Origin of the sequence: Helicobacter sp. UBA3407, from assembly GCF_949747025.1 — a bacterium.
Taxonomy (GTDB): domain Bacteria; phylum Campylobacterota; class Campylobacteria; order Campylobacterales; family Helicobacteraceae; genus Helicobacter_D; species Helicobacter_D ganmani.
Window position 1 is genome coordinate 1 of sequence record NZ_CATKCB010000085.1, and the last position, 12533, is coordinate 12533.

The 12533-nt window shown below is 36.7% G+C and carries 12 protein-coding genes; 5 read left to right on the plus strand and 7 right to left on the minus strand.

The annotated features are described in order from the left end of the window. Positions 1 to 1506: Na/Pi symporter (locus Q1553_RS01965; protein WP_300842713.1), on the plus strand; the 1506-nt coding region annotated here is incomplete at its 5' end. Positions 1507 to 1591: 85 nt separating this feature from the next. Here the strand turns inward: Q1553_RS01965 and Q1553_RS01970 are convergent. The 5 genes from Q1553_RS01970 to Q1553_RS01990 form a co-directional block, all read right to left on the minus strand. Beyond that, entirely contained in the window at positions 1592 to 2653 is a 1062-nt protein-coding gene (locus Q1553_RS01970) for a CNNM domain-containing protein (RefSeq protein ID WP_115551812.1), read from the minus strand. Positions 2654 to 2661: 8 nt separating this feature from the next. Next, entirely contained in the window at positions 2662 to 3627 is a 966-nt protein-coding gene (locus Q1553_RS01975; RefSeq protein WP_115551811.1) for a CNNM domain-containing protein, read from the minus strand. Between the two features lie 125 nt (positions 3628 to 3752). Then, positions 3753 to 4163 carry a hypothetical protein gene (locus Q1553_RS01980; protein ID WP_115551810.1) on the minus strand — a complete coding sequence of 137 codons (411 nt, stop codon included), beginning with the start codon at positions 4161 to 4163 and terminating at the stop codon, positions 3753 to 3755. Continuing rightward, on the minus strand, positions 4163 to 5005 hold the full coding sequence (locus Q1553_RS01985) for a type II secretion system protein (protein WP_297578331.1): 843 nt from the start codon (positions 5003 to 5005) through the stop codon (positions 4163 to 4165). The genes Q1553_RS01980 and Q1553_RS01985 overlap by 1 nt, the downstream gene beginning before the upstream one ends. A 9-nt stretch (positions 5006 to 5014) precedes the next feature. Continuing rightward, positions 5015 to 5293 carry a type II secretion system protein gene (locus Q1553_RS01990; RefSeq protein ID WP_115551808.1) on the minus strand — a complete coding sequence of 93 codons (279 nt, stop codon included), beginning with the start codon at positions 5291 to 5293 and terminating at the stop codon, positions 5015 to 5017. 87 nt (positions 5294 to 5380) lie between these two features. Here Q1553_RS01990 and Q1553_RS01995 point away from each other — a divergent pair, with 87 nt between their 5' ends. Genes Q1553_RS01995 through Q1553_RS02005 form a run of 3 tightly spaced genes read left to right on the plus strand, consistent with a single transcriptional unit; the run spans position 5381 to position 8706 of the window. Further along, on the plus strand, positions 5381 to 6073 hold the full coding sequence (locus Q1553_RS01995) for a hypothetical protein (RefSeq protein WP_297600176.1): 693 nt from the start codon (positions 5381 to 5383) through the stop codon (positions 6071 to 6073). Then, entirely contained in the window at positions 6070 to 7503 is a 1434-nt protein-coding gene (locus tag Q1553_RS02000) for a GspE/PulE family protein (protein WP_245944250.1), read from the plus strand. The genes Q1553_RS01995 and Q1553_RS02000 overlap by 4 nt, the downstream gene beginning before the upstream one ends. Continuing rightward, the gene (locus Q1553_RS02005) at positions 7504 to 8706 is read left to right on the plus strand and encodes a type II secretion system F family protein (RefSeq protein ID WP_115551806.1); all 1203 of its coding nucleotides are present in this window, start codon (positions 7504 to 7506) and stop codon (positions 8704 to 8706) included. 32 nt (positions 8707 to 8738) lie between these two features. Here Q1553_RS02005 and ispG read toward each other — a convergent pair whose 3' ends face one another. Then, a complete protein-coding gene (gene ispG, locus Q1553_RS02010; RefSeq protein WP_115551805.1) occupies positions 8739 to 9830 on the minus strand; it encodes a flavodoxin-dependent (E)-4-hydroxy-3-methylbut-2-enyl-diphosphate synthase in 1092 nt (363 codons plus the stop codon). 6 nt (positions 9831 to 9836) lie between these two features. Next, positions 9837 to 12023, minus strand: a complete 2187-nt coding sequence (locus Q1553_RS02015; protein ID WP_115551804.1) for a WD40 repeat domain-containing protein — start codon at positions 12021 to 12023, stop codon at positions 9837 to 9839. Between the two features lie 266 nt (positions 12024 to 12289). On the opposite strand from Q1553_RS02015, the gene Q1553_RS02020 reads away from it, so the two are divergent. Further along, positions 12290 to 12533, plus strand: a 244-nt coding sequence (locus tag Q1553_RS02020; RefSeq protein ID WP_300842714.1) for an NADP-dependent isocitrate dehydrogenase, incomplete at its 3' end; no start/stop codon positions are given.

Sequence of the window (12533 nt, forward strand, 5' to 3'; positions counted from 1 at the left end):
GTTTCCGTACTTGCTATTTCCTTTCTCTCTGCAGGATTTATTACATTGGGGCAGGGAATTGGGATTATCTTTGGTGCGAATGTTGGCACGACAATTGTCGCTTGGGTGATTGCGATTGCTGGGGTAAAATTTGACATCTCCTCTATTACTATGCCTTTGCTTGTTTTTGGCGTGATTCTAAACTTCCAAAGCTCCAAAACTGCAAGGGCATTTGGCTCTATCCTATGTGGAATTGGTTTTTTCTTTTTGGGTATTTCGCTTGTCAAAAGCGGCTTTAATGACTTAAAAGACATTATAGACATTGCGCAATATGGGCAAATACCGGGCATTAAGGGGGTAGCACTTTTTGTGCTTGTGGGCATTATTTTAACCGTGGTAATGCAAAGCTCCAATGCAAGTTTGCTCGTAGCCATTACGATTCTAGCAGCCGGACAAATGAGCTATGAAAATGCACTTGGTTTTGCGATTGGCTCAAATATAGGTAGCACCGTAATGGCAATCATCGGCTCTATTGGCACGACGATTGCAGGCAAGCGACTTGCAGCAGCGCATTTGCTTTTTAATAGTGTAACTGCGCTTGTGGCAGTGATTTTCTTGCACCAAATGATTTTTGTCGTGCGATTCTTTTGCAGTGAAGTTGGAATCGCAAGCAATGATTACATCTTGCAACTCACCGCATTCCACACGTTGTTTAATCTCGTCGGCATTGCGCTGATGATGCCATTTATTGGCAAAATGGTGCAATTCCTTGAAAAAGTTATCGTGGATAAAAAAGCGAAAGAATACGAACCAATTTACCTAAACGATTCTATTGTAGAATACCCAGACACCGCGATTGAAGCCTTGCGCAATGAAATGGAACATCTCTATGATAACTGCTTCTTAGTTCTTACCTATGCGCTTGGATTTACACGCAAAGAGATTCATTCCAACACACCTTTCCGTGAAATTATTGCGAAGAAAAAACTTTATCGGCGTGATGTAGATTTTGATAATTTTTATCAAAAAAATATCAAATATTTGTTTGATAAAATGTTTGACTTTGCAACGATTGCACAAACTCATATCCACGACAAAGAACAGATGAATGAGATTGTCCATATCAAAAATGCCGCGCGTCGTGCGGTAGAATCCGTGCATCAACTCAAAATGCTTTATCGCAATCTAAAAAGCACGACACAAACTTCTAATGGTGCGCTAATGGAGCTTTATAATGAAATACGTATTGATTTAGCCGAGCTTTTACGCAGTATTGAGAATCTTGAAAAAAGCTCCGATGAGAATATTCAATTAATTCTTGCGAGCATTCGTAAGGTTTCTCAGCAATTAGACCAAACCGATGACAATGCAATCAATAAGGTAGAAAAACTGATTCTTGATAATAAAATCAATGCGACAAATGTTTCCTCTATCTTAAACGACATTGACACCGCAAACAAAATCAGCAAAGACTTACTAGTGATGACACAGCATCTTTACACCGAACAATACGCGCCCATAAATTAATCTTCTTGGAATCTCTTACGATTCCATCTTTGCGGCAAGATTAAGCAAACATTGCCCTATACTTATGAAGGCTACTTACAAAACTTTAAATATTTTTAATTTTATCAGAATATTTCAAGCGATATTTTTTGATATTTTCTTGCGCTACCTTCTGCATATCTGCCGCTTTGTCAAATTCATCTAAAATTTCTTTACCAAGCAAGGTTTCAATCGCATCTTCACGCGTTACAACTCCATAAAATTGCCCATATCTATCTTGCACGACAAAGAGCTGTTCTTTTTGGGCAATAAAAAGATTTAACAAATTTAACACGGAAACATTAAAAGATACGACATATACCGGACGCATTAAATCGCCAATCGTTTGTTGATTGACACTCTCTTGTGCTTTATTTAAGCCCACCTCCAAAATATCTTGTGTATGCACGATACCAATCACAGAATCTACATTTTCTCCATAGACAGGAATCTGCGAATAGTTATAAATATCTTGCGTATTTAACGCCTTTTGTATTGTGTCGCTATAACACAACGAAACCACTACACTGCGAGGTGTGAGAATATCAATGGCTTGATAATTTTTCAACTTTAAGAGATTCTCTATAATAAATTCCTCACGTCTAGAAATTGAACCACTTTGATGCCCAATTTGGCTTGCTGCTAGAATCTCATCGCGTCCAATAAATAAACTTGAACTCGTTTTGACAAAACGCGTAATCAGTTTTGCCACAATCACAAAAGGAAAGACAATTTTCAAAAGGTAATGAATGCTTAGAGTTACATAAGGTGTTAAAATCTTCCAATAAGTTGCGCCAATCGTTTTTGGTAGAATTTCAGAGAAATAAATCAGCACGATAGTTAAAATGCTTGCTCCTAATGCCTGATAGTTCAGCCCATAAAGGCTTGCGACTTGGATTCCAACTCCTGTTGCTGCCGCAGTTGTTGCAAAGGTATTTAATACCAAAATCGCCCCCTCCGCGTCATCTACATTTTCTTTAAGATATTTCAGATAACCACCTACTTTTGGATTTTGTTTTTCAAAACTTGCAACAAAAGAGGGAGTGATAGATAAAAAAACAGATTCCATAATAGAGCACAAAAAAGTAAAAACAATCGCAATTAAACAATAGATAATTAAAAGAATCATACAATCTCCTAACGATGCTGCAAATTACCAACACCAAGTGCAGCATTAATCACATCTTCTAATGCGACAACGCCGACAATATTTTGCTCACTATCTACAACCAAAAACAAATGCTCTTTCTGCAAAATAAATTTTTCTAGCAAATCTAGCAACCCCATTTCGGATTCTACCTTTGTAATATTCTTTGCAATCTTCTTAAGTGCCTCTTTCCCTCTTTTCTCAAGGCTAGCGTGTAAAATACTCTTTTTAAAAACGATAGAATGAATTTGGTCTATCGTATCAGCATACAAAGGAATCCTAGAATACCGATGAACATTAGGAATATTCAAAGATTCCTCTATGCTCATTTCCTCTTGTAAGGCAAAGATTTTCTCTTTTGGCATCATAATATTTTTGACTTTCAGGGTTTTTTGCAAAATCAAATGTTCTAAAATATCTCCCTCTAATTCATTAATAGAGCCACTTTTTTCCCCTAAATCCATAATCGCCAAAATCTCATCACGACTCATTTGGTTTGCATCTTTTCTTTTGAACAGATGCGTAATAATACGTGAAATATAAACAAAAGGAAAGGTTATGCAATAAAGCGCAAAAATACAATAAGACATCGGGGAAACAATCATTTTCCAATAAGTTGCGCCAATCGTTTTTGGTAGAATTTCAGAAAGATATAAAATACACAATGTCATAAACAAAGCAACAAATCCCTGCCAATCTTGCCCAAAAATCTCCACTGCCTGCGCACCAACCCCTGCTGCGCCTACGGTGTTAGCAAAAGTATTGACAACCAAAATCGCTCCCACAGCATTGTCAATATTTGCCTTAAGATATTTTAAAATTTTGCCACTTTTAGGGTGTGTTTTTGCATAACTTTCCATAAAAGGTGGCGTAACAGAGAGCAAAGCTGCTTCTAGCACGGAACAACAAAAAGAAATCACGATTGCTAATAAAAAATAACCAATTAGAGAAAACATTGAATCTCCATAATTCCCAAAACCTTTTAGTTTAAATAATTTTGCAATTAAATATTACCATAAAAGCAAGATAAAATGAAGCGAATTTGTCATACGATGATGTTTGCTATTGCAAACCAAATAATTCAAATTTGCAACCTCAAAATCCAAGTTCGCCTCACAGAAAATTCTTGCAAAAACTCTTTGCTGCTATCCCGATAAATCCCAAAAATATCCACGAAATAAAATGCTTCCAGGTTCTTTTTATCTCCCTCCAACCTCTTTACCACTGCTTTATAATTAAAATCCTCCGCAATCACCCTAGAAAAAACCATAAAATCTTGAATGGGTGGATTTGTGGATTGAAGTTCTACTTTTAGCTGCTCTTTAAAGCTTAATAGGTACAAGTCTAGCCATAAAATCTGCTGATTCATTGATTTTAAATCATTCTTAAAAGATTCATTTTTAAATCCTAAAATCAAGACAAATGCCCCCAAAAAAACAAGTAAAGCCAAAGGCAACAAAACTACTCCTCTTGAATGTTTATAGCAACGCATTACTCAACCTCAACAACAAGAGTATTCGCGCAATGTGGATTTCCTCTTGCATCATTAACACAAATCTCAAGCGCAATTCCCAAAGCGGTTTTAGCAATCTTAAAATCCGCAATCTCTTGGATAATCTCTTGCGTATTGCGCACAACGCCTTGTAATTGGCTTTTGGATTCCAAAAAAATAGAATCCCCAAAGGACAAGGAAGAAATAGAATGCAGAAAATACATTTTAGGGATTATCGGTATTGCAGCTTTTGCTTGCATAAAAGTCTTAAACAAATGTGGAATCTCTAATGTGATTTGATTGGCATTAAGCTCTAAAATCTTTCCTTGAAATTTAGAATTATAAAAATCTCTTGGTGCAATGAAATCTGAAGTAACAAAAAGTGCTTTTTGCGGTAAATTTACTTTTTGATAAACAGAGCATTTTTTATTTAAGACTCCATTAGAACCCAAATCTATACTCAAAAATTCTAGCGTTAAAACATTATTTATTTTGGCACTCTCTGGCACAAAAAAGCCGTGCAGACAAGGTAGAGAATAATCTCCAATTACCACATATTCTTGCGTTTTTTCATAAAAGATTAAACTCTTACCTTTAAGACTCAAGGGGTTTGAGCCAATCTCCTCGCCACTGCTTAGCATAAGGCTTTCTAAATAAGAATTTTCAAGCAAGCGTTTAATCTGCAATAAAGCATTTTGCACTTGAATTTCTTGAATAAAGCTATCGTTTTGATGATGATAATTCTGATAAATTCTAAGCAGGGTTGAACCACCTAAAACGCCTAAAATTCCTAACAAAATTAAAGCAAAAAGCATCTCAATTAAAGTCCATGCATGTCGCATTGTTCTCCTTTAAGGAATCGTGGCATTCATCTCATAAACAAGAGTGGAATCCAAAAGAGAAGAACGAAAAACGCAATGCTCCACTATCTTGTTACAAATTGGAACATTATAAATATCCACATCTTGCACAATTCTAAAATTTTCTAACCCAATAACAGCCAAACTCCCCAACATTGCAGACACCAATATGCCTAACACCAAAATAAAAATTAAAAACTCTAGCAAGGCAAAAGCTTTTGTGTGTGATTCCATTGCAAACATTCCAACAAATCCCCATTTTTTAAACATTTTTAAGTTTAATTATCTAAAAATTACTGCATATTCAAGCAAAAGTCAAGCATTTATCCAATAAATTCTAAAATATAAGGAGCAAAGATGATAAAAACTGCTTTATTGTGCGCATTGGGAGGAATTATGCTTATCTTAGTAGGAAGCTTTGGGGAATTTAAAGCCATACAAGATTCAAGAATCACTCCAAGCAAACAAAATAAATTATGCTTTTTTGTGCAATCTAGCACATTAAATGTCCGCAATGCTCCGAGTTTGGAAGCAAAAATTATTCATCAGTTACAACAAAATTCTAAAATATGTGAATATTTTGAAACATATAATGGATTTTTGCACACTCAAGAGGGTTGGGTTGCCACAAAATATTTGAATTTAGAGCCTAAAAAACCAAATTATACACGAGATTCTACTCTTGCTTTGCAAAATTATTCTAATGCGATTCCTAACTATCAAGCCTCCAACAAACCGAAATTCAAGCTTACTAGCACGACAAAAGATTCCGTTTCCATTGCGCAAAATCAAAAATCTATGCAAAACCCAATTATGCAGGCAAGAGCGGCAATGGATAGTCAAAACTACACACGTGCCAAAAATTTAGCCCTGCGCGCAAACCTTGCAAATCCAAAAGACTCTGAAAGTTGGGAAATCTTTGCTAAAAGCACTTATTTGGAGGGGAATCCAGAGGAAGCCATTTTGATTTTACAAAACTTTTTGCGGCAAAACAATAACGAAAATTTAACAAATCTTTTAAAACAAATGCAACAAGGGCAAAAAATTTGATTACTCAAAATTCGCAAAAACATTGGAGCATTCAAGAAATTCATAGGGATTCCGCACTGCGTCTTAGCGTGAAACAAATGCGACATTTTAACGCAATTATTGCACAAGAGATTCCTCCAAATACATTAGAAATTGCTTTGCTAAACCCCTCCAATAATCCTCACAAAGACACCATTCAAAGTCTTTTTCAAGATTATATTTTAGAGTTTGGCGAAATTGGCTTGGACGATTTCAAGAAAACACTTGCGTGGCTAGAGCAAGAAGAACAGCTCCAAAAACTACTCAAGAAAATCCAACAAGAAATTTATCAAGAATCCAAAGAAAAAGATTCAAGCATTCAAAGCCTAGTGCAACTAATGCTACAAATTGCAGTATCCAAAAACGCAAGTGATGTGCATTTTGAACGCGATTTTGACTCTATGCGCGTACGATTCCGAATTGATGGCGTATTGGTAGAATGTTTCACATTTGAGTTATGGCTTTTTGCTCCTTTAAGCGCAAGCATTAAGCTGCTATCCCACTTGAATTTGACAGAATCCAAACTCCCGCAAGATGGACGATTTGAGCTAGAGTTATTACATTCTGATAGATTTCCTCGTATCTTTGACTTTCGTGTCTCTACTTTGCCTTTAGTTGAGGGAGAATCTATCGTGCTTAGAATTTTAGATAAGCACAAAACTCTTTTGCCTTTAGAATCTTTAGGCTTTGGAGAGATAGAATTAACACAAATCCAATCACTTTTTAACTTACCCTATGGGCTTGTGCTCATTACAGGACCTACGGGTAGCGGCAAAAGTACCACAATGTATGGAATCCTGAACATCTTAAAAGAGCGGAATCTCAAAATTATCACACTTGAAGACCCTGTGGAATATCGCTTGCCACATATTAATCAAGTGGCAATGAGCCAAAATGTCAGCTTTGCAAATGTCTTACGCAATGTCCTGCGCCAAGACCCAGATGTGATTATACTAGGAGAAGTGCGCGACAAAGAAAGTCTGCAAATCGCAATTCAAGCCGCTTTTACAGGACATTTGGTTTTTGCTACACTACACACAAACGACGCATTGGATACAATTGTGCGCCTAAAAGATATGGGATTAGAGCCGCATTTTATTGCACAATCCCTTAGTGGAATCCTCGCACAGCGACTTTTACGCAAACTCTGCAAGTGCGCCAAGCTAAATCCACAAGATACATCAGGCTGCGAATTATGCAATCACACGGGATATTTAGGCAGAATCGCAATTGCTGAAATTGTGCTTGCTAGTAAGGATTTAGAAGATTTCATTCATCATCGGATAAGCAAACTAGAATTTTTAAAAAGACTTGAGAAACAAACACCAAATTTCACATTAGAACAAAAGGCTCATCAATTAATTGCAAATGGAGTCACGGATATGCGTGAAGTTTATCGTGTGGTTAAATAAATGCCAAAATTCCGAGTCCAATACAAACAAAAAGGCAAGATTCAAACAAAAATCTACAATGTCAAAACGCAAAGTGAATTAGAAAATAAACTCCAATCACAACATCTTTTTGTTCTCAAAATCACGCCACAATCTAGCCTAAAAGACAAATTGTTTGCCTTTCAAACCCCTAAAACAAAAGAAATTTTAAGTGCTTTTTACGAGCTTAAACTCGGGCTTAAAGCGCATTTGCCTTTAAATTTGCTTTTAGAAAATCTCCAAACGCATACTAAAAATCCTTTTCTTAGTGCGCAATTTGCCAAAGCACTCTTTGCGCTTAATTCTGGTAAATCCCTTTCGCTTAGCTTTAAAGAAGCAGGATTTTCAGATTTTATTTGTTCTATGCTAGAAATCGGACAAAAAGCCGATATGTTAGGACAAGCCATAGAATTTATTCTCATTGAACTCAAAAATGCGCACAAGAATCGCAAGCTTTTGACCAAAATTTTGCTTTATCCGCTTTTGGTTAGCTTCATAATGGTAATTGTATTTCTAGGTATTACCTTATTTGTTTTGCCTCAATTTGAAGTTTTGTTTGCAAATATCAACGCGCCTTTACCGCTTGTGAGCAAAAGTCTGCTTTTTATGCGCACACTCGTGCTAGACTATGGCTACTTTAGCCTCCTTAGCCTCTGTGGAATCGCATTTTTTACTTACAGATTCTACAAAACCTCTCAAAAGTTTAGATGTTTTATGGATAAACTATGGCTTAAGATTCCTTATTTAGGAGCGGTATTGCATTATTATCAACTTTCTCAATTTTTACTTAGTTTCTTTTGGCTTTACAAGAGCAAAGTGCCTTTACAAACTGCATTAGACATTTCATCTAAAGCACTTAGCAATGCAGAAATTAAGCAAAAAACCGAAAGAATTTTTGAAGCGATTGTGCGAGGAATCCCCATCGCACAAGCCTTTAGTGCAAGTGGTATTTTAGATAATCTAAGCGTTCAATTACTCTGTGGAGCGCAAAACGAAGAAGGGTTTTTAGAATCCCTAGAAGTTCTCCTTGAGCTACATCAAGAAGAACTCGCCACACATAGCGAAACTTTGCTTGCCTTAATTGAGCCTCTTATGGTCCTTGCTTTGGGTGCTTTGGTTTTGTGGTTAGCTCTTGCAATTTTCCTGCCTCTTTGGGAATTACCTATGCAAATACAAACGTTATAAATCCAATGCGCAAAAGAGCTTGACGAGGAATCTTATTGTTCAAGACCTCTAGCAATCTCTTTTTCTGTCTCTACTACTTCTTTAATAAAAACATCAATCAATTCTTCTTGTTTATATTTGCCCACAATTTCGCCGTGCTTAATCACCAATCCATCGCCACTGCCAAAGGCAATCGCCACATCTGCATGTTTAGCCTCTCCTAAGGCATTGACCGCACAACCCATAACAGAAATTTGCATAGGCGTTTTAATCTTGGGCATTCGCTCTTTTAACTCTTTCAAAATCGGCACTAAATCTGCCTGCAAACGCCCACAAGTAGGACACGAAATATAAGTAATTCCCTCTTTTTGTCTCCCACAATAACGCAGAATTCCGCGCGCAACTTCAATCTCTTTTTCTAGCTCGCCTGTAATGGATACGCGCATCGTATCGCCAATCCCCTCCATAAGCAATCCACCAAGTGCTATGGAGCTTTTAATCATAGAAGACTCCAAATCCCCTGCTTCTGTAACGCCCAAATGGAAAGGGTATTCTACCAAGGGACGCAACATACGGTATGCACTCATTGTGCGCTCTACATCACTTGCCTTAAGGGAAATTTTGAGATTTGTAAAGCCAAAATCCTCCAAAAGCTTAATATTGTATAATGCAGATTCTACCATTCCTTTGGGTGTCGCGCCATATTTGACTTCAAAGGGCTTTTCCAAACTGCCCGCATTCACACCAATCCGAATCGGGATTCTATGCTCTTGACACGCATTGACGACTGCTTTGATTTTATCTTTTGAGCCAATATTTCCCGGATTAATGCGCACACAATCTACCGATTCTGCCGCAACAAGGGCGAATTTATAGCGAAAATGAATGTCTGCAACCAAAGGAATAGAAATCATACTTTTAAGTGCTTTTAATGCCTTTGCGTCCTCTTCATCGCTCACTGCCACACGCACAATATCACACCCTGCAAGCTGCAAACAATCAATTTGCTTCTTTGTTGCTTGCAAATCGGCTGTTTTACTATAAGTCATACTCTGCACAGAAATAGGTGCATCTCCACCCACTAGGACATCACCTACTGCAATTTGTTTTGTTTTGTAGCGCGATTTTAAAGTGTGAGATTCCATTTTTGGCTATTGTTCTTCTTTGTCATTTTCTTCGTGTTGGTGCAAAGGTTGATTATCAATACACAACAAGGAATCTGCTACAATTGTTGTCAAATAGCCTTTAGGATTTCCATCAAAAGGAATGCTATCTAACACATCTTGCAATCCGATTTCATTTGCTAACTTTTTAATCTCCTCATCTTTGCCATATCTTTCAATATAATATTGAAAAGTCTCTTTCCAGCAAATGTCTGGTTGTGCGCCCTCTTTGCCGGGCGCATTAAGCATAAACTCGGAGAGATAAGCAATCTTTAAAATTGCAGCGATTTTATCGCGCCAATATTCAATATAAAGATAATCTTTTAAATTATCCAAAGTTGCCTTTCCATTACCTGTTGCAGCAAACCCAAAGGCAATCTTCTCATATCTTTTAAAGTCATCATAAAGCTTTTTATATTCTGGCATAGAACGTAATTCAAAGTAAGTTTCCGCCATTTTAAATGCGTCAGCTAATTTACGCTCTTTGCAGGCTTGTGCAAAATCTAGTTTAATCTGAATCGTCTTAGCCTTTTCGTCTGCAAGCGTTTTAAAGGGTGACATAGAAGCAAGCAGTTTGCAAATCTCTAATGCTTTTGTGTAATCGTTTTGATTCTCGCAAGCATTTACACGTTGTGCAATCTGGTCTCCAATGAGCATTGCACTTCTATAAATCAAAGTTTCTTTCAAAAAAGGCAATCTATCGCATAGTTTAAAATATTCTACAAAATTTTTTGCCTTATATTCTTTATCGGCTTGCACGAATTTATCGCTATTTCTAAGCAATGTCATTGCCACATCTTTTTTAGATTTAACCGTTACAAAGGGACGCAACAAGTCTTGCGCTTTGACTAAATTGCCTTGAGGATCTTGGAAAAGCAATCTCTTAGAGACTTCAAAAGATTTTTCCCAAGTTTCTTCTAGCTTAGCATAAGCCACTGTTTCTTTTAGATACGCATTTTGTTCAACTAACTTATAAGCCTCCATATAGTTTTTTGCCTCAATTGCGTCCATAAATTTAGCCACCGCTTCTTTTTGCTGCCAATAATAATCAAACTCTTCTCTCTTGCGTTGGTCTAGCATAAATGGCTCTACAACCGCAGTTGCTTCTTGTAGTTGGTCTTTTGCAAGCAAATCAATAGCTTTTGCAAGCATTTCTTTCCAAAGAGTTTCTAGTTTTGTGCGATACTCTTTTAAGGTTTGCAAAAAGATATTTTTAGACTGAATCAAGCCCAATGCACCTTTAAGGTCATTATTATTGAGTAATTCTAGCATTTCTTCTTTGGCTTCGTTGAGGTCTGCAATATCTATTGTTCCATCAGAAAATCCAAGATAAAGCAAGTTATCCTCCACTCTCATTGTTGTGATTCCACTATGTTCAAGAGCAATAGAATCACTTAAAGTATTATCGCTTAAATCAATGATGCGCAATTGTTTGTCCTTTGCCCCCACAAGAGCAAATTCCTCGCCTGCAATTGGGCGACATCGTGTAAGCCACGCTCCTTTTAAGAGATTTTCTTTGATAAACTTTTGCTCCAACACATCATAAATCAAAGTTTGCCCCTCTTTAGTTACGCAAAACAATCTTGTATTGTCTGCATAAAAAAATGCGTCTTCAATCAGTGATTCCGTCTTAATCGTGGCAACCAAATCATTTTTTACCACATCAAAAATCATTGCACTTTTGCCAAAACAACCCGCAAAAACTAGCCGTTCGTCTTGACTAAACGCAATAGAAGAAATGTAATCAGGCAAAGGAGGCATACTTAAAACCAATTGATAATTGTCGGCAGAATACAGCAACACGCGCCCATCTTCACCTCCTGTTGCCAAATAATCATCTTCGTGAGAAAAAGCAGCTTTAGAGATTGCAAGTTTTTGCCAAGTAAGCTGTGCAATAGGCGCAATCTCTGGCGTAGTAGTAACCACTACACCTTTGGTTGCCTTGACAAAACCCATAGCAATTTTGGAAGTCGTATAGGAAATAGCAACTGCTTTACTAAAATGATGTAAAGGTTCAACTTCTTTGGAAAGTTGCAATACTTTATCAATTACTTTATTTTCTTTGGAAAAAGTAGAGATATTATAAAAATTATCCATACAAATAATGGAATCCTTATCTGTTGCGACTCCAAGAACGCTACCGACTAATTTTAAACTGCTTTTTACAGGAAACATTCTGTGCTCCTTAATTGACAAAATTGTCAAATCTAAATCATAATTTATTATTATACTTTAAACTCTTTAAATTTGCGTTTTAAATTTATAACTTTCTTGATATTTCAACAAAGTGTGTAAATACGAAATTATTACCACAAACTTTACAAAGTGCAACACAATTCACATTTTATCAAGAAAGTAAAAAGAATCTTGACTAAAATTAGCAAAATTTGCGCAATTCTTTGTTATACTCAAACGACAAATTCTACATTAAAGGAATCTTTATGAAAATCACCTATACCCTAACAGACGAATCCCCAGCCCTCGCGACTTACTCCTTTTTGCCTATTGTTCAAGCATTTTTAGGAAAAGTCGGCATTGTTGTAGAGACTTCAGATATTTCTCTCTCTGCGCGCGTTTTAGCGCAATTTCCAGAAAACCTAAAAGAATCACAAAGAGTCAAAGATGCACTTACAATTTTGGGCGAACTTGTTAATCAACCCGACGCAAACCTCATCAAGACACCCA

Coding starts and splice junctions, on each gene's coding strand:
- Q1553_RS01970 (WP_115551812.1), bottom strand. CDS start 2,653: ATGATTCTTTTAATTATCTATTGTTTAATTGCGATTGTTTTTACTTTT.
- Q1553_RS01975 (WP_115551811.1), bottom strand. CDS start 3,627: ATGTTTTCTCTAATTGGTTATTTTTTATTAGCAATCGTGATTTCTTTT.
- Q1553_RS01980 (WP_115551810.1), bottom strand. CDS start 4,163: ATGCGTTGCTATAAACATTCAAGAGGAGTAGTTTTGTTGCCTTTGGCT.
- Q1553_RS01985 (WP_297578331.1), bottom strand. CDS start 5,005: ATGCGACATGCATGGACTTTAATTGAGATGCTTTTTGCTTTAATTTTG.
- Q1553_RS01990 (WP_115551808.1), bottom strand. CDS start 5,293: ATGTTTAAAAAATGGGGATTTGTTGGAATGTTTGCAATGGAATCACAC.
- Q1553_RS01995 (WP_297600176.1), top strand. CDS start 5,381: ATGATAAAAACTGCTTTATTGTGCGCATTGGGAGGAATTATGCTTATC.
- Q1553_RS02005 (WP_115551806.1), top strand. CDS start 7,504: ATGCCAAAATTCCGAGTCCAATACAAACAAAAAGGCAAGATTCAAACA.
- ispG (WP_115551805.1), bottom strand. CDS start 9,830: ATGGAATCTCACACTTTAAAATCGCGCTACAAAACAAAACAAATTGCA.
- Q1553_RS02015 (WP_115551804.1), bottom strand. CDS start 12,023: ATGTTTCCTGTAAAAAGCAGTTTAAAATTAGTCGGTAGCGTTCTTGGA.